At 59.2% G+C, this 24,427-nt stretch carries 26 protein-coding genes; 21 read left to right on the top strand and 5 right to left on the bottom strand.

The genetic code is table 11. The features are described 5' to 3' along the window. The first annotated feature begins 96 nt into the window (after window positions 1-96). The 4 genes from BN1012_RS14450 (at window position 97) to amt (ending at window position 5,030) form a co-directional block, all read left to right on the top strand. Entirely contained in the window at window positions 97-1,119 is a 1,023-nt protein-coding gene (locus BN1012_RS14450; protein WP_043950138.1) for an aspartate-semialdehyde dehydrogenase, read from the top strand. A 110-nt stretch (window positions 1,120-1,229) separates the two neighbouring features. Next, entirely contained in the window at window positions 1,230-1,811 is a 582-nt protein-coding gene (locus BN1012_RS17110; protein WP_052535402.1) for a TetR/AcrR family transcriptional regulator, read from the top strand. Between the two features lie 9 nt (window positions 1,812-1,820). Next, entirely contained in the window at window positions 1,821-2,729 is a 909-nt protein-coding gene (locus BN1012_RS14440; protein ID WP_043950137.1) for a phytanoyl-CoA dioxygenase family protein, read from the top strand. A gap of 153 nt (window positions 2,730-2,882) precedes the next feature. After that, window positions 2,883-5,030: an ammonium transporter gene (amt, locus tag BN1012_RS17105; protein WP_052535400.1), complete on the top strand. Its 2,148-nt coding sequence runs from the start codon at window positions 2,883-2,885 to the stop codon at window positions 5,028-5,030. Here amt and pdxY read toward each other — a convergent pair. Further along, a complete protein-coding gene (gene pdxY, locus BN1012_RS14430; RefSeq protein ID WP_171815984.1) occupies window positions 5,027-5,929 on the bottom strand; it encodes a pyridoxal kinase in 903 nt (300 codons plus the stop codon). The genes amt and pdxY overlap by 4 nt on opposite strands. 48 nt (window positions 5,930-5,977) lie before the next feature. Between pdxY and BN1012_RS14425 the strand changes: the two genes are divergently transcribed. Both BN1012_RS14425 and BN1012_RS14420 read left to right on the top strand, forming a co-directional pair. Then, window positions 5,978-6,847, top strand: a complete 870-nt coding sequence (locus BN1012_RS14425) for an HpcH/HpaI aldolase/citrate lyase family protein (protein ID WP_043950136.1) — start codon at window positions 5,978-5,980, stop codon at window positions 6,845-6,847. Next, complete coding sequence (locus BN1012_RS14420) at window positions 6,844-7,887, top strand: MaoC family dehydratase (RefSeq protein ID WP_043950135.1); 1,044 nt, start codon at window positions 6,844-6,846, stop codon at window positions 7,885-7,887. The genes BN1012_RS14425 and BN1012_RS14420 overlap by 4 nt, the downstream gene beginning before the upstream one ends. Here the strand turns inward: BN1012_RS14420 and BN1012_RS14415 are convergent. The 3 genes from BN1012_RS14415 to BN1012_RS14405 form a co-directional block, all read right to left on the bottom strand. Further along, entirely contained in the window at window positions 7,884-8,609 is a 726-nt protein-coding gene (locus BN1012_RS14415) for a crotonase/enoyl-CoA hydratase family protein (protein ID WP_043950134.1), read from the bottom strand. The genes BN1012_RS14420 and BN1012_RS14415 overlap by 4 nt on opposite strands. A 12-nt stretch (window positions 8,610-8,621) precedes the next feature. Continuing rightward, window positions 8,622-9,071 carry a PaaI family thioesterase gene (locus tag BN1012_RS14410; protein ID WP_081826428.1) on the bottom strand — a complete coding sequence of 150 codons (450 nt, stop codon included), beginning with the start codon at window positions 9,069-9,071 and terminating at the stop codon, window positions 8,622-8,624. Between the two features lie 177 nt (window positions 9,072-9,248). Further along, window positions 9,249-9,719, bottom strand: coding sequence for a hypothetical protein (locus tag BN1012_RS14405; RefSeq protein WP_145973482.1), 471 nt, complete (start codon window positions 9,717-9,719; stop codon window positions 9,249-9,251). Window positions 9,720-10,022: 303 nt separating this feature from the next. Between BN1012_RS14405 and sdhC the strand changes: the two genes are divergently transcribed. The 7 genes from sdhC to BN1012_RS14365 all read left to right on the top strand — a co-directional run bounded on the left by sdhC (window position 10,023) and on the right by BN1012_RS14365 (window position 14,703). Beyond that, the gene (gene sdhC, locus BN1012_RS14395; RefSeq protein ID WP_043950131.1) at window positions 10,023-10,439 is read left to right on the top strand and encodes a succinate dehydrogenase, cytochrome b556 subunit; all 417 of its coding nucleotides are present in this window, start codon (window positions 10,023-10,025) and stop codon (window positions 10,437-10,439) included. Then, a complete protein-coding gene (gene sdhD / locus BN1012_RS14390) occupies window positions 10,439-10,822 on the top strand; it encodes a succinate dehydrogenase, hydrophobic membrane anchor protein (protein WP_043950130.1) in 384 nt (127 codons plus the stop codon). The genes sdhC and sdhD overlap by 1 nt, the downstream gene beginning before the upstream one ends. A gap of 30 nt (window positions 10,823-10,852) precedes the next feature. Further along, window positions 10,853-12,673, top strand: a complete 1,821-nt coding sequence (gene sdhA, locus BN1012_RS14385; protein WP_043950129.1) for a succinate dehydrogenase flavoprotein subunit — start codon at window positions 10,853-10,855, stop codon at window positions 12,671-12,673. A gap of 50 nt (window positions 12,674-12,723) precedes the next feature. Next, complete coding sequence (locus tag BN1012_RS14380) at window positions 12,724-13,041, top strand: hypothetical protein (RefSeq protein ID WP_043950128.1); 318 nt, start codon at window positions 12,724-12,726, stop codon at window positions 13,039-13,041. A gap of 64 nt (window positions 13,042-13,105) precedes the next feature. Continuing rightward, window positions 13,106-13,888 (top strand): succinate dehydrogenase iron-sulfur subunit, encoded by a 783-nt coding sequence (locus BN1012_RS14375; RefSeq protein WP_043950127.1) that lies wholly within the window; start codon window positions 13,106-13,108, stop codon window positions 13,886-13,888. Between the two features lie 50 nt (window positions 13,889-13,938). Next, a complete protein-coding gene (locus BN1012_RS14370; protein WP_043950126.1) occupies window positions 13,939-14,331 on the top strand; it encodes a VOC family protein in 393 nt (130 codons plus the stop codon). A gap of 9 nt (window positions 14,332-14,340) precedes the next feature. Continuing rightward, window positions 14,341-14,703 (top strand): VOC family protein, encoded by a 363-nt coding sequence (locus BN1012_RS14365; RefSeq protein ID WP_043950125.1) that lies wholly within the window; start codon window positions 14,341-14,343, stop codon window positions 14,701-14,703. Here BN1012_RS14365 and BN1012_RS14360 read toward each other — a convergent pair. After that, a complete protein-coding gene (locus BN1012_RS14360) occupies window positions 14,700-17,564 on the bottom strand; it encodes an autotransporter domain-containing protein (protein ID WP_043950124.1) in 2,865 nt (954 codons plus the stop codon). The genes BN1012_RS14365 and BN1012_RS14360 overlap by 4 nt on opposite strands. A gap of 152 nt (window positions 17,565-17,716) precedes the next feature. On the opposite strand from BN1012_RS14360, the gene BN1012_RS14355 reads away from it, so the two are divergent. From BN1012_RS14355 to zapE, 8 genes are all read left to right on the top strand, one after another. Beyond that, window positions 17,717-18,082, top strand: a complete 366-nt coding sequence (locus BN1012_RS14355) for an ArsR/SmtB family transcription factor (RefSeq protein ID WP_043950123.1) — start codon at window positions 17,717-17,719, stop codon at window positions 18,080-18,082. 21 nt (window positions 18,083-18,103) lie between these two features. Then, a complete protein-coding gene (locus BN1012_RS14350; RefSeq protein ID WP_043950122.1) occupies window positions 18,104-18,616 on the top strand; it encodes an ArsI/CadI family heavy metal resistance metalloenzyme in 513 nt (170 codons plus the stop codon). Window positions 18,617-18,651: 35 nt separating this feature from the next. Further along, window positions 18,652-19,158, top strand: coding sequence for an arsenate reductase ArsC (locus BN1012_RS14345; protein ID WP_043950121.1), 507 nt, complete (start codon window positions 18,652-18,654; stop codon window positions 19,156-19,158). A gap of 6 nt (window positions 19,159-19,164) precedes the next feature. Continuing rightward, the gene (locus BN1012_RS14340; RefSeq protein ID WP_043950120.1) at window positions 19,165-19,830 is read left to right on the top strand and encodes an aquaporin; all 666 of its coding nucleotides are present in this window, start codon (window positions 19,165-19,167) and stop codon (window positions 19,828-19,830) included. 125 nt (window positions 19,831-19,955) lie between these two features. Beyond that, complete coding sequence (locus BN1012_RS14335; protein ID WP_043950119.1) at window positions 19,956-21,452, top strand: CoA-acylating methylmalonate-semialdehyde dehydrogenase; 1,497 nt, start codon at window positions 19,956-19,958, stop codon at window positions 21,450-21,452. A 101-nt stretch (window positions 21,453-21,553) separates the two neighbouring features. Then, on the top strand, window positions 21,554-22,399 hold the full coding sequence (locus BN1012_RS14330; protein WP_043950118.1) for an arylamine N-acetyltransferase family protein: 846 nt from the start codon (window positions 21,554-21,556) through the stop codon (window positions 22,397-22,399). Between the two features lie 4 nt (window positions 22,400-22,403). Continuing rightward, complete coding sequence (locus BN1012_RS14325; protein WP_043950117.1) at window positions 22,404-23,231, top strand: enoyl-CoA hydratase-related protein; 828 nt, start codon at window positions 22,404-22,406, stop codon at window positions 23,229-23,231. A 65-nt stretch (window positions 23,232-23,296) separates the two neighbouring features. Beyond that, window positions 23,297-24,424 (top strand): cell division protein ZapE, encoded by a 1,128-nt coding sequence (gene zapE, locus BN1012_RS14320; RefSeq protein WP_043950116.1) that lies wholly within the window; start codon window positions 23,297-23,299, stop codon window positions 24,422-24,424. Window positions 24,425-24,427 lie beyond the last annotated feature (3 nt).

Raw genomic sequence — 24,427 nt, 5'->3', positions numbered from 1 at the left:
TTCTGCCGGCTCTTGAGGCAAGAGCAGACGAGTTGGGGCTTTGCCTGTTGAAGCAGGCGGGTGCGGAAGAGACAGAGACGTTAAGGAACAGAACCGATGGGTTTGAAAGTTGCAGTTGTGGGCGCCACAGGGAATGTCGGGCATGAGATGCTCAATATTCTCGAAGAGCGTCAGTTTCCCGCCACTGAAGTTGTGGCCATTGCCTCGCGCCGTAGCCAGGGCAAGGAAGTGTCCTATGGCGACAGGACACTGAAGTGTCAGGCGCTGGAGAATTTTGACTTTTCCGACACGGACATCGTGATGATGTCTGCAGGCGGCGGTGTGTCGAAGGAATGGTCACCGAAAATCGCCAAGCAGGGGGCGGTTGTCATCGACAACTCATCCACATGGCGGACGGACCCGGATGTGCCCCTCATTGTGCCGGAAGTGAATGCGGACGCGATTGCGGGCTACGCCAAAAAGAACATCATCGCCAATCCCAACTGCTCAACGGCGCAGCTGGTGGTGGCGCTGAAGCCGCTGCATGACGCAGCCCAGATCGAGCGCGTGGTTGTGTCGACCTATCAGTCGGTGTCGGGCACCGGCAAGGATGCGATGGATGAGCTGTTCAACCAGACCCGCGCTGTGTTTGTGAATGATCCGATCGAGAAGTCGATCTATCCCAAGCAGATCGCGTTCAACGTGATCCCCCATGGGGGCGACTTCATGGAGGACGGCTACACCACTGAAGAGTGGAAGATGACCGTCGAGACCAAGAAGATCCTTGATCCCAAGATCAAGCTTACGGCCACGTCCGTGCGCGTGCCGGTATTTGTGGGCCATGGCGAAGCGGTTCATATCGAGTTCGCCAAGCCGATCTCCGACAAGGAAGCGCGCAACATTCTGCGTGAGGCGCCGGGCATCCTGGTGGTGGATAAGCGCGAAGACGGCGGCTATGTCACGCCGGTTGAGTGCGTGGGTGACTTTGCGACATTCGTCAGCCGCATCCGCACGGACCCGACCGTGGACAATGGTCTGGCGCTATGGGTTGTGTCTGACAATCTGCGCAAGGGCGCAGCGCTCAATGCGGTGCAGATCGCCGAGTTGCTGAACACGAAGTATCTGGCGAAAGCTGCTTAAGGCCGCTTTTGCCGTCGACGACATCTGGGTGGGCCGGTTCTGAGAGATCAGGATCGGCCCAGCCGCATTTTGGGGTTGCGAGACGAGATGCTTTTTATATAATTACCATTATGCCAAAACAAGTCGACCATAATCAGCGCCGTTCCCAGCTTGCTGAAGCAGCAGTTGTTGCCATTGATACCCACGGGCTCGACAGCGTCCGGCTGGTGGATGTGGCCCGCGAGGCCAAGCTGACCACCGGAGCTGTGGTCCACTATCTCAACAACAAGGACGATGTGTTGCTGGCGGCCTTTGATCAGGTTGGGTTGCGCAATGCCGAGCGCCTTGAACAAACGCGCGGCATGGACCCGGTGGATCGCGCCATGACCTATCTGCCGCATGACGAAGAGACTGCGCGGGAGTGGCGGGTGTTCCTGCAATTCTGGGGACGCGGGGTCAGTGATCCGGCGTTTCGGGAGCGGCATCGCGCAGGGTATGAGGCGCTTGCCTACTCACTGCGTCTTGAGCTTGAAGCGGGCGGTGTTAGCGATCCGCAGACCGTTGCCGATGCCATGATTGCCGGCGTGGACGGCATCGCCGTGCGGGTGGCGATGGAGCCCGACGCCTGGGACATGACGCGCATGCGTAAAACGGTTTCAGCGTTGATGCTGCCGCTGATGGCAGCGCATGACCCAAACAGTTCGCTCAGATAGGAGACACCAATGCCTGAACTGACAAGCCTGCCGGCAACGGCCTCGCAGGAAGACATTGCCAAGATCATGGATCGCGATGGCGCGATGATTTTGACGGGTGCGCTTGATGATGGGTTGTTCGCGCGCATTGATGCGGAGACGCAACCGCTGATGGATGCGTCCGCCAAAGGCAATGATGCGTTCACGGGTCACAATACGACGCGGACGGGCGCGCTTGTCTCGCGCTCGCCAGCCTGTCGTGAGGCTGTCATGAACTCTACTGTTCTTGAAGCGGCCAATAACTTCCTGCTGCCTTACTGCGATCGGATCCAGTTGCATCTGACGCAGCTCATCCGGCTGTTGCCGGGGCAGGGCAAGCAGCCTCTTCATCGCGACAGGCTTGCGTGGGGTGGCTACCTGCCGGACATCGAGCCGCAGTTCAATACGATCTGGGCACTGACGGACTTCACCGAGGAAAATGGTGCGACGCAGGTGGTGCCGGGCAGCCACAAATGGGACGAGAAGCGCCAGGCTGAACCTGAGGAAGTGTGTCAGGCAGTGATGCCGCGTGGCTCGGTGCTGCTGTATACAGGCTCGGTCATTCACAGTGGCGGTGAAAACAAGTCGCAGGCACCACGCGTGGGCATGAACATCACCTATTGCCTTGGTTGGCTGCGGACGGAAGAAAACCAGTATCTGTCCTGTCCCCCTGAGGTTGCCAAGACACTGGCCCCAGAGCTTCAGGAGCTACTTGGGTACACCATGGGGTCTTACGCTCTTGGCTACTTCAGTCCACCGCAGCCTAATCCGGACATTCCGGACACGGTCCCCCCGGAGCTGGCCCTGGGCCGGCTGCCGCGCGAAGCGCCGACAGCAAAGAAGCTTATGGAAAATTCGTCAGCTGAGATCGGGTCCTTCGTTCCGCTTGAAGCCCAGTAGCTGCTAAGCACTTGTTAAGATATGACGGGTCCGGACGAAGAAAAGTCTCCGGACCCGTCTCATTTCCACAACTGACGTTCCGTCAATCTTAACCTTCTTCCACCAAACTCTCGCTCAGGTATTTGTTTCAACCTGCGTCTTGATGAGTTTGGTATGGGCGATCCCGTCACTACGGATAATACAATCTGGCTATTGGTTTGCACCGTTTTGGTGCTGCTCATGCAGGCAGGGTTTACCTGTCTTGAAACGGGTCTTGTTCGCGCCAAGAACTCCATCAATGTTGCCGTTAAAAACGTAGCGGACTTCTGCGTTGCCAGTCTTGCCTTCTGGGCAGTTGGGTTCGGCATCATGTTCGGTGCGACGGCGGGTGGTCTCTTCGGCACGTCGTTCTTCTTCTTTGATACCGGCCCTTTTGAGGGCACCAGCAGCGCCTGGTTGATGGCGTTCTTCTTCTTTCAGCTGGCTTTCTGCGGCACGGCGACGACCATTGTGTCCGGCGCTGTTGCTGAGCGCATGAGCTTTCGCGGCTATCTCATAACTGCGGTCATTCTGAGTGCCTGTATCTACCCTGTGTTTGGTCACTGGGCCTGGGGTGGCTTTGGCATTGATACTCAGATGGGGTGGCTGCAGGAGCTTGGGTTTATCGATTTTGCCGGGTCAACTGTGGTGCACAGCATCGGTGGCTGGGTCGCACTGGCAGCGGTGATCATCATTGGTCCGCGCCTTGGCCAGTTTGATGAAAACAATTCGGCCACGGAATCCCACAATACCCCGGTTGCCGTATTCGGCATGTTTCTGCTGTGGGTCGGCTGGTTCGGATTCAATGGCGGGTCAACGCTGGCGATGGATGTCTCCGTCCCGCACATCATGGTCCACACGCTGATTGCGGCTGCCGCAGGTGGTGTAACGGCTATGGGCATGACCTGGAGCGGCCGTGGTGCGCCCAACGCGGTGGATTCTCTCAATGGCGTCCTGGCCGGACTTGTTGCGATTACAGCATCCGCTCATGTGGCGACGATCGGCACGGCCATCCTGATTGGCGGTATTGGTGCAGCCGTGGCACTTGGCTGCCAGGCACTGCTCAAGCGCTATCGCATTGATGATGCCGTGAGCGCGGTGCCGGTTCATCTGGCTGCCGGGATCTGGGGCACGCTGGCAGTGGCCCTTCTGGGTGACGCCTCCTTGTGGGGCACGGGCCATACACGGCTTGAACAGCTGGGTGTGCAGGCGATGGGCGTCACAGTTGCCGGCATCTATGCGTTCGGCGTGGGCTATGCAGCATTGACGGTCATCAACTGGTTCTTCCCCCTGCGCGTGTCTGCCGAGGCCGAACATATGGGTCTAAACGCATCCGAGCATGGCGCATCCACAGCCATTCATGACCTGATCAATGCCATGGACACGCAGAAGCAGACCGGTGACTTCTCCATGCGCGTGCCGGTGGAGCCCTACACGGAAGCCGGGCAGATTGCTGCCCAGTACAATCAGGTGCTGGACCGCGTGCATGGCGAGATGACGGCGCGCGAACAGACTTCGGCGCAGCTGCGGACGGCGCGCGACCAGGCGGAGATCGCCAATGCCGCCAAGTCACAGTTTCTGGCGAATATGAGCCACGAACTTCGTACGCCGCTCAATGCCATTATCGGATTTTCTGAAATCATCAACAGCGAGCTGTTCGGTCCGTTGGGTAACGAGCAGTACAAGGAGTATGTGTCTGACATTCACGACTCCGGATCCCATCTTCTGTCGATCATCAACGACATTCTTGATCTCTCAAAGATTGAAGCAGACAGCTACGATCTGGCGGAAGACGACCTCAATGTCGGTGACGTCATGGTCGCGTGCGAACGCATGATCCGGACGCGGGCGCAAAGCGGGCAGTTGAACCTGGCTGTCGAAATCGAGCCGAACCTTCCCGGACTTGTCGCGGATGAACGTGCTCTCAAACAGATGCTGATCAACCTCGTATCCAACGCCGTGAAGTTCACGCCAGAGGGGGGTGACATCACGCTGCGGGCACGCCGTGAGGCCGACGGGCGAATTGCCCTTGAGGTCGCTGACACAGGTGTCGGCATTGCGCGCTCTGACATTGCCAAGGCGTTTGAGCCGTTTGCCCAGCTGCAGGCAGATGCAACGGTGTTCAAGGCTGACGGTACAGGCCTTGGTCTTCCGTTGACCGCAGCCCTGGCCCGCAGTCATCAGGCAACGCTGGTGGTGGATAGCGAACCGGGTCGCGGCACCGCTATCACGATCCGCTTCCCGCTTGAGCGTATTGTCATGAACAAGACAGCGGCTGCCTAAGCGCTGTCTGCGATCTTCCTGATGATGTTACCTGCGCCCACGAGTGGCAACTCCGCAAGAGCCTGACGGCTTGCCGTCTCGATCAACCCGCTGACAATCCGTGATGCTGCTGTTGCCGCTGCTCTGGGGTCCGACCCGCGAAGCCGCATGGCCAGATAGGATGAAGCCATGACGTCGCCAATCCCGTTGGGCGGTGACGGCGTGCGCGGTGTCTCCAACGTCATGTGTTCGTCGTGTGCATAGACAAGGGTCGAGATTGTCTCACGTGACGTGCCCGGAGCAGACGTCACAAGCAGTTCTGCGGTTTTCAGGCTGAGCGCGGCCTCAGCAATCCTGGCCTTGTCGTCCACGGGCCAGGGCAGGCCTGCCAGAGTGGTCAGCTCAAACAGATTGGGCGTGGTGATAGTGGCCAGGGGCATGAGCGTATCGCGCAAGGCTGGTGGGACGCTCTCATGGACATATACCGTGCCGTTGTCGCCAAGTATGGGATCAATCAACACCGGGAGATCGGGTTTCGCATGTTTGAGGCGCGAGATGGTGTTTGCCGCAGCGTCAATCTGATCATCGCTGGTGAAATAGCCGGTCATGACGGCTGTGACCTGATCCATCCAGCCGCCGGCCCATAGACTATCCAGCAGTGCTTTGATCTCAGTTGCAGGCGTACCGCGGCCAGCTGGTTTGCCGTGGCCGGGATGATGCGACAGCAGGACAGTGGGTATGGCCCAGACCTCGTGGCCAAGGGTCTGCAGCACGAATTGCGCTGCTGAATTGCCGACATGTCCGGCAACGACCTGAGATGAAATGGCGAGAACAGTCATCGGGCTCTTGTGATCATCCTGTATGTGATGGCTAGCCTGTGTGAGATGGGTGACTGTTGGCGTGATTGCCGATTGGGACATAAGGTGCGGGCCGATAATATTGCCCATTTCTAATGCGTTGGAACCACCATGCTACCTCAGTTTGATGCCGGCCGCCCCCGCCGCTCTGTTTTGTATATGCCCGGCGCCAATGCGCGTGCGCTTGAAAAGGCCCGGACGCTGGATGCGGATGCGTTGATCCTTGATCTTGAGGATGCGGTGTCGCCGGACGCCAAGGACCTTGCCAGGGAGCAGGTGGTGGCAGCCGTAAAGGCCGGCGGCTATGGCCCCCGCGAAGTCATTGTGCGCGTCAATGGTCTGGACACGCCGTGGGGGGGCGATGATCTTCGCGCCGTTAATGGCATTGGGGCTGACGGGATTCTGGTTCCCAAGGTCAACGGACCAGGCGACGTTGATGCAGCGGCGGGCCTTCTCACCAACGAACCGATCTGGGCGATGATGGAAACACCGGCTGCGATGTTTGCAGCGCAAGAAATTGCGCAGCATCCCTTGATGTGTGTTCTGGTCATGGGCACCAACGACCTTGTGAAAGAACTCAAGGCGGCACGCGTGCCCGGGCGCGCGCCGTTGCTCACGGCATTGCAGATGTCATTGCTGGCAGCGCGCGATGCGGCCTGCATCGCGATTGATGGTGTCTACAATGATATCAAAAATGAAAGCGGCTTTGCAGAGGAGTGCGAACAGGGTCGCGACTTTGGTTTTGACGGCAAGACGTTGATCCACCCATCGCAGATTGCGCCCTGCAACGACGTGTTTGCGCCATCGGCTGAGGCCGTGGCGGAGGCGCGGGACATCATTGCAGCATTCGATACGCCGGATGCGCGCGGCAAAGGCGTCATCACGGTCGCCGGCAAGATGGTCGAACTGCTGCATGCAGAAGAGTCGCGACGCCTGGTGGCCGTGGCGGATGCCATTGCCGCCAAGGAGGCGGCGATATGAGCCAATCCAAATCCAGCGGCGGCAATTTTCTTGAAGACTTTTCTGCCGGGCAGATTCTTGAGCATGCAACGCCCCGCACGGTGACAGCGGGCGATGTTGCGCTGTATACGGCGCTCTACGGCTCGCGGTTTGCGCTTCAATCCTCTGAAATCTTCGCGCAATCCTGCGGACTGCATCAGGCACCGCTGGATGACTGGCTGGTGTTCCATATCGTCTTTGGCAAGACGGTGCCGGACATCTCTCTCAATGCTGTGGCCAATCTTGGCTATGCCGAAGGGCGCTTTGGTGTTCCGGTCTATGCGGGCGACACGTTGCGGGCTGTCTCTGAGGTGATTGGCATCAAGGAGAACTCCAACGGCAAGACCGGCGTTGTGTATGTGCGCACCCGGGGGCTCAATCAGAACCATCAGGAGGTCTTGTCCTATGTGCGCTGGGTGATGGTGCGCAAGCGTGATGAGGCATCTGTCATTGAGGCGAGCCCGCCGCCCGTGCTGGCCGGTCACGTGGCGCATGAGAGCATTCTGTCGCGCTCGGTGCCTGACTTTTCAAACTTTGATTGTGGCTTGAGCGGTGAACCGCATCGCTGGGACGATTATGAAGTGGGCGAGAAGATCGACCACATGGACGGCATGACGATTGAAGAAGCCGAGCACCAGCTGGCGACGCGGCTTTATCAGAACACGGCCCGTGTTCACTTCAATCAGTTTGCCGAAAGCGAGGGCCGGTTTGGCAAGCGGCTCATCTATGGCGGCCATGTCATCAGTCTGGCGCGGTCGCTGTCGTTCAACGGACTGGCGAACGCCGTCAAGGTGGTGGCGCTGAATGGCGGGCGGCATGTGGCGCCGCTGTTTGCAGGCGATACCGTCTTTGCCTGGAGCGCGGTGCAAGACAAGGCGGAGATTGCAGGGCGCGATGATGCGGGCCTGTTGCGCCTGCGCATGATCGCGACCAAGGATCTTCCGTGTGCCACCTTTCCAGAGTCAGATGATGGAAAGGGTGTCATTCTGGACCTTGATATGTGGGTGGCCGTGCCGCGCTAATTGACACCCATTGATGTGGCAAGATTGTCCGGCGTCAGTTCGCTTTCTATCGCGCACCGCAAGGCTTTCGCGGCTGTGTCGCGCGCTTTCTTCTTGGTGCCTGCATGCGCTTTGAGGTCGATCTGCGTCAGGCTGTGAGCGGTATAGCGCGCCTGTGCGTCGAGTGTGTCTGCGGGCACCACCTTGTCGATGAACCCGGCAAGCGCTGCTTCTGATGGCGCCAGCATTTCACCGGTCATGAGGCATCTGTTGAAGTAGGCGGGCGTCAGACGCTGGCGAGCAATCTCAATCGCGAAGGCTGGCAGTGTCAGGCCGATGGCCACTTCATTCATGCCGATGCGGTAGTCGCTGTCGGCACCAAGCCTTACATCCGCGCACATCATCAAAAAGGCGCCCATGGGATAGGCATGGCCACGGCATGCAGTGACCACGGGCTTTGAACATTTGAGAATGCGCTCTGCCAGCTCCGCGCCGAGCACAAGCATTTCCAAAGAGGCATCCGCACCGGCAGCAAACACTGCCATGTCAAAGCCTGCAGAAAACACTTTTGCGGTGCTGGTCAGCAGGATGACCTTGGTGTCCCTGTTGGCTTCTGCTTCCCTGAAAGCCGCGTGCAGATCGCCAAGCATGGCGGGGGACATCACGTTGACCTTGCCGTCATCCATGGTGATGGCTGTCACGCCGTCTTTCGTCTCGGTGGTTATGCGGGGGGTGTGTGTCATGGGCTGCGTCCTTCACGGGTAGAGGTAGCTGATGGTGGCCAGCGCAACGGCGACGAGTTTCTCTTCGCCCTTGTTGATGCACGACACCTTGGCTTCAGTGACGGCCTGGGTTTTGCCGCGGCGTATGATGTTTGCGCGCACGATGGCGCGGTCGCCGACGGAAGGGCGCAGGATGTTGATCTTGTATTCGGCGGTGACGGCACCCAGCGCGCCTGCGGGGCGCATGGTGCCCGCAACGGCGGCGCTGGCGTTGTCTGCCAGGTAGCCGATGACGCCGCCGTGGATGAACCCGTTTTGCTGGCTCAGGTCCTCGCGGTTGTCCACATAGAGCTCAAGATGTCCTTCGCTGATGGCGGACATCTGCGCCCCGACAAGCTGTGTGAAGGGCTGGCCCAGAACTGTGGTGGCGACGCGTCTGAGGTCTTTGGAAAGTGTTTCGGTGTCGAGTGCCTGAATGGTCATGCGTCATGGTGTCCCGCATTGGAGGGGTTGCGGGCACAACGTCTGTCTCAGAAACGCGGGGTGCAACAGGTGCCCGGCGCAACGCATTTTGCGTGCCCCGTGGCGGGCAAGGCGCACGCTGCGTCGCGGCCTGGAATGCCAGAAACCGCAACGCAGTTTGCGCGTCGTTGCTTTGGCTTACCTGAAGCCACCAAGTTCGGTCGGGGTGGCGCGGCGCACTGTATCTTCTTCTTCGATTAGAACGGCGTAGGGTGCCAGGGGGAAGGCGCCTGCATCGTTTGCTGCGAAGTAGCATGTGATTTTGCCGGTCAGAACCGCCCCGTCAGGCGGCCCGGGAGGCAGCACGCGCTCGTAGGGCATGGCGATTTCAAGGGTGCTGCCAAAGGCGTCCCCATAGCGCTCGTCCTTCACATATGTCTGGCGTGCGCCGCGGATAATCAGGGCTTCGTCGGGGTCTACGCCCGGGGGGACGCCAAAGAGATTTTCAAATCCCTGCTGGCAGACCTGCAGGTGCGGACCTGAAAGAGTGGTCAGTGCCGGGTCAACGACGAGGTTTACGACTTTTTCCTGCGCCATCGCGGGAAAGGCCGCCAGCGAAATCGCTGCGCCCAGAGCGCTTACAAAAAGGGGCCTATTAACTCGAGCCATGGGTAAACCTCTCTACATAAACAAATAAATCGTGCGGTCCGCCGCGTTCAGGACTGTCCGCCGAGCGTTCCAGACCTGGATACTGGCGGTCATTCGTGTCCAGAAATTGTCGCCCGCCGTTGGGGAAATGGGGCAGATGATCCTGTTTGCACCCCCTGAAGAACGCAGTTTTCCTGTCTTTGTTTCCCTGCGCCGGCCGGATTTTTGGTCGCGGGCGGTTTGCCTCGCGAGGGCACCCGCGATAAGTAACCCCTCAAAGGGGTTTTCCCTCAGGATTCCAAGGTTTTTGAGAGGCATTCGCAAATGGCAGACACACAGGTGGAGCCGGCGCTGAGAGAGCGGCCGATGTCGCCGCATCTGCAGATTTATACGCCGCTGATGTCGATGGTGATGTCCATCGTTCACCGGATGACCGGCGTGGCGCTGTTCTTCGGTACGATCCTGCTGGCCTGGTGGCTGGCGGCCGCTGCCATCGGTCCGGATGCCTATGCGAGCTTCATGGCGCTGGCTGACAGCACCATCGGTCGCCTCGTGCTCTTCGGGTACACCTGGGCGCTGATCCATCACATGCTGGGTGGCCTGCGCCACTTCATCTGGGACACGGGGCGCGGCTTTGCCCTTGGCATGGTTGATCTGATGGCCTGGGGCACACTGATCGTGTCGGTGTCCCTCACGCTGGTGATCTGGTTTGCCACCTTCCGCATGATGGGAGCCATGTAATGAGTGATCTTCGTACACCCCGCGCCAAAGTGCGCGGACTTGGGTCTGCCAAGGACGGCACCGGCCACTTCATTGCCCAGCGTGTGACAGCCATTGCCATGGTGCCGCTTGGCATCGCTTTGGTGGCAGCCGTCATTTCGCAGCTTGGCGCCGACCATGAAAGCTTTAAGTCCTTCATGGGTAACCCGCTGGTGGCTGTCGGCTTCCTGCTGCTGATCTTCACGGGCACCTATCATATGCGCCTTGGAATGCAGGTGGTTATTGAAGACTACGTGCACACCGAGGTCCGCAAGGTTCTGGCACTTCTGGCCAGCACGTTTTTCGCGATTGTTATCGCTGCCGTTGCCGGTTTCTCGGTTCTGAAACTGGCATTGGGCGCGTAAGGGCCACGGCTCGGATAAGGAAAAGTTTGTATGAGCACGAACGGGTCAACTAACGGCGCATCTACAGCACCGGCCTATGAAGTTACAGACCACACATTCGATGTTGTGGTTGTCGGCGCCGGGGGCTCGGGCCTTCGCGCCACGCTGGGCTGTGCGGAAGCGGGTCTTCGGACTGCCTGCATCTCCAAGGTGTTTCCCACACGCTCGCACACGGTTGCAGCGCAGGGCGGCATCTCTGCGTCTCTTGGCAATATGGGCGACGACGACTGGCGCTGGCACATGTACGACACCGTCAAGGGGTCTGACTGGCTGGGTGACCAGGACGCGATTGAGTATCTCTGCCGCAATGCGCCCAAGGCTGTGTATGAGCTTGAGCATTTCGGTGTGCCGTTCTCGCGTACCGAAGAAGGCAAGATTTATCAGCGTCCGTTTGGTGGCATGACCACCAATTACGGTGAAGGCATTGCGCAGCGCACCTGTGCTGCTGCTGACCGGACCGGCCACGCCATCCTGCATACGCTCTATGGCCAGGCTGTTCGCCACAACGCTGAATTCTTCATCGAGTATTTCGTGCTCGACCTGATCATGGTCGATGGCCGTTGCGCCGGTGTCATGGTTCTCAATATGGATGACGGCACCATTCACCGGTTCCAGGCGAATATGGTGATCCTGGCGACCGGCGGTTATGGCCGTACATACTTCTCCTGCACGTCCGCTCACACCTGCACGGGTGACGGCAATGCGATGGTTCTGCGCGCAGGTCTGCCGCTGCAGGACATGGAGTTCGTGCAGTTCCATCCGACCGGCATTTACGGGTCGGGTTGCCTGATTACAGAAGGCTCGCGCGGCGAAGGTGGCTATCTCACCAACTCCGAAGGTGAGCGCTTTATGGAACGCTATGCGCCCTCCGCCAAGGACCTTGCGTCCCGCGACGTGGTGTCCCGCTCCATGAGCATGGAAATTCGCGAAGGCCGCGGTGTGGGCGATGAGGGAGATCACATCTTCCTGCATCTTGACCACCTTGATCCGAAAATTCTGGCGGAACGCCTGCCGGGTATTTCTGAATCAGCGCGCATCTTTGCCGGCGTTGATGTGACCAAGGAACCGATCCCGGTTCTGCCAACGGTGCACTACAACATGGGCGGCATCCCGACGAACTATCACGGCGAAGTCGTGGCGCCGAAGGATGGCGATCCTGATGCGGTGGTGCCGGGTCTCATGGCCATTGGTGAGGCAGCCTGTGTGTCCGTGCACGGAGCAAACCGTCTTGGCTCCAACTCGCTGATCGACCTTGTTGTGTTTGGTCGTGCTTCGGGTCTGCGCTGTGCTGAAATTCTTACCCCGGGTGAGCGTCAGCGCGAGCTTCCTGCAGATGCAGGTCAGGCCTCGCTCGATCGTCTTGACCGTTTCCGCTACGCGGATGGCGGCACGATGACAGCAGAGCTTCGCCTCAAGATGCAGAAGAACATGCAGACCAATTGTGCTGTGTTCCGCACCGGCGAAACGCTGAACGAAGGCGTGACGCAGATGGCTGACATCTATTCCGGCCTGCCGGACATCAAGGTCACGGACCGTTCGATGATCTGGAACTCGGACCTGATCGAAACGCTTGAGTTCGACAATCTGATTTCACAGGCAGCCGTCACCATGACATCTGCTGCCAACCGACTGGAAAGCCGCGGCGGGCATGCCCGTGAGGACTATCCGGATCGCAATGATGACGAGTGGATGAAGCACACGCTGGCATGGGTTGATGACAAGGGCGCTGTGTCGCTCGACTTCCGCCCTGTGCACAGCTTCACCATGAGCAACGACATTGAATACATTGCGCCCAAGGCGCGCGTTTACTAGGGGCTGGCAAAACATCGCCCGGACGGGCGAACCAAGGAAGGTTTGGGGACATGTTTAAGCAGGTTTTGAAATCGACTGGCGTTGCAGCGGTGTTTGTTTGCGCACTCATGGTTGGTGCGGTGCAGGCCGGTGATCGCGATACGGTGCTGGAAAGCTGCCGCGCTAACCTGCAACTGGATGAGGCGGGCTGCGCCTGCGTCGCAGACCGGTCTGAATCCGAGCTTAGCGAAACGCAATATGCGTTTTTTGTCTCCAGCGTTTCCGGAGATGCTGCTGCTAACAGCTTTGCCTCGAAGCTATCAGGGGACGAGGCCATGGAGGTCATGACGTTCATGACCACCGTGCCAACAGCTTGCAAGGCGGGCTGAACCAATAAGATGGACCGATGGTCCGGATGTTTTAAGTGACTACTCGAAGCGGGAACCAGGACCTATGGTCGAACTGACGCTGCCAAAGAATTCCAGAGTTAACGGCAAGGGCAAGACCCATGCCGCGCCCAAGGGAGCCAAGAAGGTCAAGACCTTCAAGGTGTATCGCTGGTCGCCTGACGATGATGAGAACCCGCGGGTGGATACCTACAAGGTGGACATGTCCACCTGTGGTCCGATGGTGCTCGACGCGCTCATCAAGATCAAAAACGAGATGGATTCGACGCTGACCTTCCGGCGCTCCTGCCGCGAAGGGATCTGCGGGTCCTGCGCCATGAATATCGACGGCACCAACACGCTGGCCTGTACCAAGGCCATTGAAGACGTGAAGGGCGCTGTGGCGATCTACCCGCTGCCGCAGATGCAGGTGGTCAAGGATCTGGTGCCTGATCTGACCAACTTCTATGCGCAGCACGCGTCAATCGAGCCTTATCTCAAGACGGATACGCCCGCCCCTGAAAAGGAGTGGAAGCAGAGCCACGAAGACCGTGCCAAGCTGGATGGTCTTTACGAGTGCATTCTGTGTGCGTGCTGCTCAACAGCCTGCCCCAGCTATTGGTGGAACCAGGACCGGTATCTTGGACCGGCAGCCCTGCTGCAGGCCTATCGCTGGCTGGCGGACAGTCGCGATGAAGCCAAGGGTGAGCGTCTGGACAACCTGGAAGACCCGTTCCGGCTGTATCGCTGCCACACCATCATGAACTGCGCCAAGGCCTGCCCGAAGGGTCTGTCCCCGGCGAAGGCGATTGCCGAAATCAAGAAGATGATGGTCGAGCGGCAGGTTTAACGTCTGGATTGTCCTGCGGGTATTTGCCTGGAGGTTCGAGGGGGGATCGAATGCTCGATCATGTGGGCATCGCCGTTTCCGACTACGACGCTTCGATCCGGTTCTATTCGGCCGCCCTCAGGCCGCTAGGATATCGGCTTGTGTTGGACTACCGCGACGAAGGCCCCTATGCGGGCTTCAGCGATGACTTGCATACGACAGATGCTCAGGGGGCTGATTTCTGGCTATACGGCAATCGCGTGGTCCAGCCTGACCTGCATTTGTGTTTCAGGGCGCAGGACCGCGAGGCGGTCGACGCCTTCCATGCGGCAGCGCTTTCCGCAGGCGGCAGTGACAATGGAACGCCGGGTCTGAGGCCCGACTACCATGCAAGCTACTACGCGGCATTCGTCCACGATCTTGATGGCCACAACATTGAGGCGGTCTGCCATGCGCCCGCATAGAAGGACCTCATGAGCATCTCAGCCCTCCATCACGTCCAGCTTGCCATGCCCGTCGGTGGCGAAGACGCGGCCCGCCGGTTCTACGGCGAGCTTCTGGGCCTTCCGGAAGTTCCCAAGCCGGCCGAACTCGCAAAGAGGGGCGGTTGCTGGTTCGAGGACGGGGATATCCGCATCCATATGGGTGTGGAAGCAGACTTCCGCCCGGCCAGGAAAGCCCACCCGGCTTTTCAGGTGTCTGACCTTGCAGCCATTCGCGACCGGATGATCGCCGGTGGCGTTGAGGTCAAGGACGACAACGCCCTTGAAGGCTTCAGCCGCTTTTTCGTGGCTGACCCCTTCGGCAACCGCATCGAAATTCTGCAACCGCTCTAGAATGCGGACCGCATGGTCAGGCTTACCTGTGTCCGATTGACGCCGCTGCGCCCCAAGTCGGTGTTTATACCAGCATTGATCAACGTGGCCGATCCGGCACGAACGGCAACACCGCCGCCGGCCCGGACCCAGTCCTTGTCTCGTGCAAGACCGGTGGTCTGGAAGCTTGTACCCGCCGCGCCCGCGAAGCTGGCGGTCGCCACCGGCGCGTCGTGTTCAAATTCATGCACCCAGCCAGCGCTTGTATAGGGCGCAACATCCCATCCCAGGACGGAGAGTTCGTGCGCTGCCTGAATGCCCAGGGTGGAAGTGATTGACGCCTCGTTGCTCTCCGCGACATTCAGGCCGAAGGCTCCGGCACCACGCTCGCTATAGGCGTCTGTATGGATGTGGGCGTAGTCGAGCGCGAGGACTGGGCCAATGCTCGTCTGGCCGATGCGGGTGACGTGCCCGGCGCGCACACCGGCGGAGATGGTTGTGCCGGATGTGTCGCTTTGCGCATTGATCTGTGTGGCGCCGATGCGCGCGATGCGAGACGTGTCAGACGACGTCGTCGCAGCGCCTGCATAGGCGTCTACATACATGTCACCGTCAAAAACAGGGGCATCTGGCGCTGACCGCCATGTGCCGTAGACGCTGCCGCCATAGGCCCGCTGTTCCGTGGCACCACCAAACGACATGTCGCTGCTGGTGGCTGACACACTGGCGGCGACCCCGATGGCGAGGTCTGGCGTGACCCGGTAGTCGATGCCTGCTGTGAGCCCGCTGGTGGTAAAGTCCTGAGTGCCGCCGAGAACATCGGTATCGCCGAAACTGACGTCGCCGGCGATGAAGACACCAATGTCATCGGGCAGCGAGAAGGTCGGTGCGTGAGGGAAAGCTCTGGCTTCTTCCTCAGCGGCGCGGGCGCGTTGTGCCGCGCTCCTCAAAGCATCACCGGTTGCATTAGAACTTGCGAGCTGTGCGCCAGCCAGCCGAAGCTGGGCCACGGTAACACCGCGCGTTCCGTTGCGCAGCGCAGCAGTTCGGATGCCAAGCTGACTGGCAAGCGTCGCTGCATACGAAAACCCACTGGCGCTTTGCGACAAGCTCTGAGAGGGCGCCAGCGTCGCGAACAACAACTCGCGGGCCGGGGTGTCGAGTACGGCGAGCTGCGACAGCACCGCGTCCACTGTTGAGTTCCCGGTGCCGCGCAGAGAATCCAGTGCCGCGCCTATGCTGCGGCCCGCGGCGCTGCTTGACGTTTCCGCAAAGCTTTGCGCGCCAATGCTGAGGCGCACGTCATTGGCGTTTACCTGCACGTTGCTGACGCGCAGTGTGCCGGGAAGTCCGTCGCGCACCTGGGAGAATCCGCCGGTGATGCCTCCTGCCGCGGTGACAATCACGTAGTCCGTGTCTGAAAGCGGGATGGCGCCCCCTGGCACCAGCCGAACGCCAAGAGCACCATCGAGCGCGGCTGTCCCGTTGACCTCAAGCTTGTCGGCGCTCGTGCGGTCGATCTCGATGGCGAGTACACCGTTTGCCGTCTGCACGAAGTTGCCGTCGATCGTCAGGGTGCCGATGGAATTGCCGGGGGCAATCCGACCGCCTGCGTTTGTTGTCACCTCGGCAGCCACGATACCCGCCCCTGAAAGTATGCCGCCTGCCAGTGTCAGTGCGGACGATTGCAGTGTGCCGTTCAGTGTCAGCCGACCCGCGTCGATGTTCGTGCCAAGGACTGTTTTCAACTCGTTGCCGGGCCTTACCTGTAGTCTGGCCTGGGGACTTGCAAGAGTCAGACGGTCAATCGTGGCATCCGCATTCAGGATTGTTGCGCCCTGCTGGTCCAGGATCACGTTGAAGAAGGTGGACGGATCGCCGACACGAAAGGCGGTATCGCTGTTGTTCGGGATCAGGTTGTCCTGCCATCTGGCCGCATCGAACCAGTCGCCATTGCCTGCTACGGCAGAAATCTCAATGAGCGGGTTGTTCTCGTCTATCCATTGGGTCAGGGGCGCTACGGTCGTGAAAACAATCAGCTCGCCGTAGCCACCGTCGCGGGCCTCATCCACCAAATTGATGCTCGAGTTGTTGAGGCCGATGATCATAAGTCTACCGTCGACCATGGCCCATAGGGCTCCTCCTGAGTCGCCACCGCCGGATGCGCCCTCAAGGGCCAGTGCTGTGCTGAGTCCGGTCTGACTGTCGCCGGGCGTCAACGGGTCATCAAAGTCAAAGATGAGCGCTGTATCCCCTTCAGACGTAAAATTGGTCGGGCCCCCGGTGTCGAGATCAATGTCATCCACTATGTCCAGGGTGTTGGTGGCGATGCGACGGATGTTGTCGATGTTGCTGCTGCCGTTAGAGCCAGTGCCTGACGTGCCGTAGCCAACAAGAGTGATCTGGGTACCCGGTACCGGTGTCTGCGTCGCTATCTCAGCAAAGGGTATGGTTGTGACGGGGGTTGCCAGCGTAATGATCGCCACGTCCTGCATGTCCGCCACATTGTTCTCATGGCCATACTGCGGATGCAAAGTGATCGATGCGAACTCAGACCATCTGTCGGCATAGACTGAGACTGCGTCGAAACTGACGCGGGCAGTATCGAGGCCCGGCGTGATGCTCTTGTCGTTCTCATAGAAGCAATGGGCGGCTGTGATAACAGTCCGCTCGTTGAGCAGCGTGCCGGTGCAAAAATTGTTGCCGTCGGCGCCCATCAGGTTGCCGACATTTGGGAAGCTGTTTGTGAAATCGCCGTAGTTGCCTATCCCCCCAACATTCGCTGCAACGTCATCGCGGATATTGATCGCCAGCGCAGGGCCAGGCAGCCAAAGCAATGTCGCAGCCAGCGTGGCGCTCACGCAGCGAATAGACCGGTTCATATGTAATTCCCCATATGCGCCGGGCGGCTTTGACTGCACGACGATATATGTCCCCGGGTCATTTTTAACCGGAAACCCAGGCGGAGTCTTGTTTTTTGGCTGCCTGCAAAAAGGGCTCTTGTTTATTTTTATATTTCAACCATATTCGAAATATGAAAACGAATGATGCAGTTGATATCTTCGCCGCCCTTGCTCAGGACACACGTCTGGACGTGTTTCGGTTGCTGGTGAAGGCGCATGATCCTGACCCCTCCAAGGGTGGTCTTCCTGCGGGCGAGATTGCGTCCCGTATGGGGGTCGCGCCGGCCACGCTGTCCTTTCATCTCAAGGAACTGGCACGGGCAGGGCTTCTGGTGAGCCGCAAGGACGGACGCTCCATCATTTACCGGGTCCAGTTCGAGAAGGTCGCGGCGATTGCGAACTTCCTGCTGGAGGATTGCTGTGAAGGGCGCTGCGGTGTCTGCGTCAGTACATCCACACCCCAGGCCGAGGCCCAAGCCCAGACCCAAACTGCGTAACTGACTGAAGGAGACAAGACGATGAACCGCTTACATGTATCCGTCACTGTTCCCAACATTGAAGACGCCAAGACGTTTTACGCAGCCATGTTCGGCGCGGACCCGACCGTCGTGCGGCCGGGCTATGCCAAGTGGATGCTGGACGATCCCCGCGTGAACTTCGTCGCCAATGAAGGCAGCAAGGCGGAAGGTGTCGATCATCTGGGCATCCAGACGGAAGATGAAGCGGGACTGCACACCCTCTATGAGCGCTTCGAGGCGGCATCTGATGATGTGCGCGAGGAAGGCAAGACCGAGTGCTGCTTTGCCAAATCTGAAAAGAGCTGGGTCACGGATCCGGCGGGGCTGGGCTGGGAAGCCTTTCTCACCAGTGAGATCACCGACACGTTCGGTGATGGGCCGGTTGCTCAGGACGATGTCATCAGCACGTCACGTGAGGGTGAAAAAACCGACGTCCCAACGTCGCAGGACGCAGCACCCGTTGAGACCTACATCCCAACGCCAATTGTGGGCAAGAGCGCCGGTTGCTGCTGAACTCATAACGACAACATGCATCAGGGAAAAGAGTGATGGCTGATACCTACAATGTGTTGTTCCTCTGCACCGGCAATTCCGCGCGCAGTGTGATGGCAGAGAGCATTCTCAATCGTGCCGGCAAACCAAAGTTCAAGGCGTTCAGTGCGGGCAGTCATCCCAAGGGGACAATCAACCCCGGGGCAATGACGCTTCTCCAGAAACTGAACTACCCAACCAATGAGCTGCGATCCAAGAACTGGGACGAGTTCGCTGCTGATGGTGCGCCTGAACTCGATTTCGTCTTTACGCTGTGTGATGACGCGGCTGGCGAAGTGTGCCCGATCTGGCCGGGCCAGCCGATGACGGCCCATTGGGGCTTTGAAGACCCGGCAGCCGCCACTGGCACCGATGCTGAAATCGCACAGAAGTTTGCCGAGATTTACGGGCAGATTGAGCGACGGCTGGAAATCTTTGTCAGCCTGCCCCTGGCGTCGCTGGATAAACTCACTCTGCAGAAGCGCCTTGATGATATTGGTCGCGATCTGTCCGAGGCGGGCTAACGGCACATGTCTGATTACACAATGGCCCGCCGCCTCGCAGCGGAGGCTGCAGGTACGGCCATTCTCGTGGGCACCGTTGTCGGCTCGGGCATCATGGGCGTTGCCCTGGCGTCGGGAAATGATGCCGTTGCACTTCTGGGCAATACGATTGCGACGGGCGCGATCCTGGTCGTTCTCATCATGGTTTTCGGGCCGGTGTCCGGTGCGCATTTTAATCCGGCGGTGACTTTTGCGTTCTGGCTCAAGCGTGACATCACGCTGGCGGCGGCGCTGGCATACATTGTTGTGCAGGTCACTGGCGGGCTGGTTGGTACCGGCCTTGCCCATGCCATGTTTGAGCTCGACATCGTTCAGGCGTCGACCCATGTGCGGGCAGGTCCGCCCCAATGGCTCGGAGAGTTTCTGGCCACCTTTGCGCTGCTGGCTTCCATCCTGGCGCTCCTGAAGACCCGCCCTGAGGCCATTCCCTATGCGGTGGGCCTTGTGATCACTGCGGGTTACTGGTGGACGTCTTCCACGTCCTTCGCCAATCCCGCCGTGACGATTGCCCGTGCTTTTACGGATACATTTGCGGGCATCAGACCTGACGATGTGGGACCCTTCATTGCGGCCCAGTTGATTGCCGCAGCGTCAGCGGTGGGTTTCTTCGCCTGGATGTACAAGAGCAAGTAATCTGTGATGCGGAGTCCTGGCGCGCGCGCGTGCTCCGGCTTGCAGGCAGGGGCGCGATGGCGCTAAGTGACTTGCAATAAGGTCACAGTCAGGGAGGCGTTGGGTAGATCACCCGCGTCAATGCAATGCCGACAGAGCTCACTCATTTCATCAATGGCGCCAAAGTATCCGGCGCCAGTGGCAATTTCTATGATGTGTTCAACCCGAACACCGGCGAGGTTCAGGCGCTGACACCGCTTGCGTCAGCTGATGAAACGCGCGCGGGCATCGCCGCCGCTGAAGCCGCTTTCCCCGGCTGGTCGCAGGTCAATCCGCAGCGCCGCGCCCGGGTTATGTTCGAGTTCAAACGCCTGGTTGAAGCCAATATGAATGAGCTCGCCGAGATCCTGTCCAACCAGCACGGCAAGGTCATCGCCGATAGCAAGGGCGACATTCAGCGCGGCATTGAAGTCATCGAGTTTGCCTGCGGCATTCCGCATCTGCAAAAAGGTGAGTTCACCGAAGGCGCGGGCCCCGGCATCGACATGTATTCCATGCGCCAACCGCTGGGTGTGTGCGCCGGCATCACGCCGTTCAACTTCCCTGCCATGATCCCGATGTGGATGTTTGGCGTTGCCATCGCGTGCGGCAACACATTCGTATGCAAGCCCTCAGAAAAAGATCCCGGCGTGCCGCTGCGGCTTGCGGAAATGATGATGGAAGCAGGCGCACCCGAAGGCGTGCTCAATGTGGTCAATGGCGGCAAGGACGCGGTGGATACGCTGCTGACCGACCCGCGCGTTGAAGCCATCAGCTTTGTGGGCGCGTCGACGACGGCGGAATACATCTACGCAACAGGTGCTGCCCACGGTAAGCGCGTGCAGGCGATGGGTGGTGCCAAGAACCACGCCATCATCCTGCCGGATGCCGACCTCGACGGCGTCGTGAACGATCTGATTGGTGCAGGCTACGGCTCGGCTGGCGAGCGCTGCATGGCAATTTCAGTTGCTGTGCCTGTTGGTGACGAAACAGCAGACCGCCTGATTGAAAAACTCATCCCGCGTGTTGAGGCGCTCAAGGTCGGCACCTCCACTGATCCGGATGCGGATTATGGTCCGGTGGTTACGGCGGAGCACCGCGAGAAAATCAAAAGCTATATCGATATGGGCGTCAAAGAAGGCGCCGAGCTCCTGGTTGATGGCCGCGAGTTCTCCCTGCAGGGATATGAGGACGGGTTCTTCATGGGCGGATCGCTTTTCGACAAAGTGACGCCGGAGATGACGTCCTACCAGGAAGAGATTTTTGGACCGGTGCTGCAGATCGCCCGCGCCAAGACACCGGAAGAAGCGATCGCGCTTCCCTCCAACCATCAGTACGGCAACGGGGTGGCGATCTTCACGGAAGACGGCAATGCGGCGCGCAACTTCGCGTCCAAGGTGAATGTGGGCATGGTCGGCATCAATGTGCCTATCCCTGTGCCGCTGGCCTATCACTCGTTTGGCGGCTGGAAGCGGTCCGCCTTTGGCGACACCAATCAGCACGGTACTGAAGGCGTGAAATTCTGGACTAAGGTCAAGACAGTGACTGCCCGCTGGTCACGCGGCAATGAAGGCGCCAGCTTCGTCATTCCCACGATGAAGTAGTTACCCCCTCTGATTGGCTACACAGGTTTTGAGCAAATGGCTCTGTCCCCGGACAGGCCCGTTTGTCTTTGTGCCGTGCCGAGTTTTCTGAAAGGTGCGACATGTCCGCTGAATTTGATCTTGATGCCTATCTTGGCCGTATCGGCTACACGGGCGTGCGTGCACCCACGCTGGATGTGCTCAAGGCCATCCACTATGCGCAGGCGCTCAAGGTGCCTTTTGAAAATTTGACGGTGCTGGCCAAGTCTCCCCCGAAACTTGATGCTGCCTCCCTGCACAGCAAGATTATTGATGGTGGGCAAGGCGGGTACTGTTTCGAGGTGAATGCGCTTCTTGCATCCGCGCTTGATGCGTTGGGCTTTGAAGTGACGCGTCTTATGGGGCGCGTGCGGTGGAAAACGCCTGAGGACGTGGCGACCGGGCGAACGCATATGCTGCTGCATGTGGCGTTGCCGGAAGGGCCGTATCTGGCGGATGCCGGGTTCGGCGGCATTACCATGACGGGACCTATTCCTTTCAAAACTGACGCTGTCCTTGAAACACCTCACGAGCCTCGTCGGCTTTTGTCGGTCGGCGGCGCGGTGGACACATATGAGTTGCAGGCAAAGCTTGGGGACACATGGGCACCGGTCTATCAGTTCTCGATGGAAGCTCAGGCGGCTGCCGATTATGAATTGTCGAACTGGTACACCGCGACGCATCCAAGTTCGATTTTCGTGCAATTTCTGATTGCCGCGCGTCCTGAAGCTGACCGGCGTGTAACGCTGTTCAACACCGAACTGACGATCCGTGGGCGTGACGGCGTGGCACAGGTTACCCAGCTCACCACGGTTGATGAGATTGCAGCAGCGCTTGCGGAGCACTTTGATCTGCATCTGTCAGCTGCAGAGCGCGACGCCATTCTCGCGCCCCATCTCGACGGGTGGCGGGCTCTCAGTGCAAACTGAGGACATGGAACTCAAATCAACGCGCTACGACGTCGCTGATGGCATCGCGACAATCACCCTCTATCGACCCGACCGCATGAATGCGTGGACCGGACGGATGCATACGGAATACCGCTACTCGCTTGAGCAGGCGGAAGCAGATGCGTCCGTGCGGGTGGTTATCGTCACCGGCGAGGGGCGCGCCTTTTGTGCCGGGGCCGACATGCAGGCCCTGGAAGGTCATGCGGCGAAGGGCGGCTATGATTCAGGCACGCGCGATGACATTCCCAAGCCGGGCTTTGGCGTGCGGCCTGAGTTCGACCAGAATTTTGCGTATCACTTCGGGCTCACCAAGCCGGTGATCGCGGCCATGAACGGAGCGGCTGCGGGCGTAGGGCTTGTGCTCGCGTGTTTTGCAGATATTCGTTTTGCGGTGCCGGGTGCCAAGCTCACAACAGCGCATGGGCGCTTCAACATGCCTGCCGAGTATGGCCTCTCATGGCTGCTGCCGCGCATTGTCGGCCTTGCCCGTGCAAATGATCTGTTGATGTCCAGTCGGGTTTTTCTGACGGACGAGGCCTATGATATGGGGCTCATCAACCGGCTTGTGCCCCATGAAGACCTGATGACCGAAGTCACGGCTTATGCCCGCACGCTGGCGGACGGTGTTGCCCCCCATTCTCTGGCGGCAACAAAACGACAGATCTATGTGGATCAGCATCGCGATGTGGGGTCTTCAGTCGCCGAAGCGGACAAGCTGCTGGACGAAATGGTGGCTGAACGTGACTACAAGGAAGCTGTGCGCGCCTGGATGGGCAAGCGCAAGGCTGACTGGACATGGCCGAACAAGTAGGCCCGTCATCTCGATTTTACTGACCGTGACTTGCCGCTGCCACTCAAAGCCGCTAATCGGCTCATATGGCCAAACCTTCAACCACCATTGATGCCTATCGTGCGCTGGTCGCTTCCGGGGCGATTGAGCATGATCCGGCGCAGGAAGCAGCGGCAGATCAACTGCAGATGCTGCATGACGCGCTCAAGGGCTATCAGCCCGGCAAGAAGCGCGGCCTGTTCGGGCTGGGCGGTATGGTCGAGGCGCCACGCGGCCTTTACATCTTTGGCGGTGTGGGGCGCGGCAAGTCCATGCTGATGGACATGTTCTTTGCCCATGCTCCAGTGAAGCAGAAGCAGCGTATTCACTTTCACGACTTCATGCAGGACGTGCATGGTCGCGTGCATGAATGGCGACAGCGCGAGAAGCAGGGCAAAGTTTCCAAGAGCGCGGGCGGTGATCCCATCCCCTCTGTCGTCGATGCCATCATGAAGCAGACAACGCTTTTGTGCTTTGACGAGTTTCAGGTAACAGACATCACGGACGCCATGATCCTTGGTCGTTTGTTCACCGCTTTGTTTGAGCGCGGTCTTGTGGTCGTGGCGACATCCAACCGGGATCCGGGCACGCTGTATGAGAATGGCCTCAACCGTCAGCTCTTCGTGCCGTTCATTGATTTGTTGCGCCAGCAGATGGACGTGATGGAGCTGGTCGCGGCAGCTGACTATCGCCTGAAGCATCTGGCCGGTGCGCCGGTCTATCATACGCCGCTCAATGGTGCGTCCTCACAGGCCATGGATGATGCCTGGGGCCGGCTGACGGCCGGTGTCAAACCGGCGCCGTGCATGGTGGAGGTCAAGGGGCGCAAGGTTACGGTGCCACGCGCCGCCATGGGCATTGCGCGCTTTCACTTTGATGATCTGTGTCGCCGCCCGTTGGGTCCTGCGGACTACCTTAAGATTGCCCGTAGCTTTCATACGGTGCTGGTCGACGAGATTCCAAAGATGGGGCCGCAGTCGCGCAATGAAGCCAAGCGCTTCGTGACGCTGATTGATGCGCTGTATGAGAACAAGACTAAGCTTGTCTGTTCAGCCGCAAGTGAGCCCGAGGAGCTTTATCCTGCCGGCGATGGCGCGTTTGAATTTGAACGGACAGCGTCACGACTGTTTGAGATGCAAAGCGAAGCGTATATGGCCGTGGGGCACGCAGTCTGATTG

The sequence above is a fragment of the Candidatus Phaeomarinobacter ectocarpi genome, assembly GCF_000689395.1.
GTDB classification, from domain to species: Bacteria; Pseudomonadota; Alphaproteobacteria; order CGMCC-115125; family CGMCC-115125; genus Pyruvatibacter; species Pyruvatibacter ectocarpi.
This window is presented reverse-complemented; position numbering and strand designations above follow the sequence as displayed.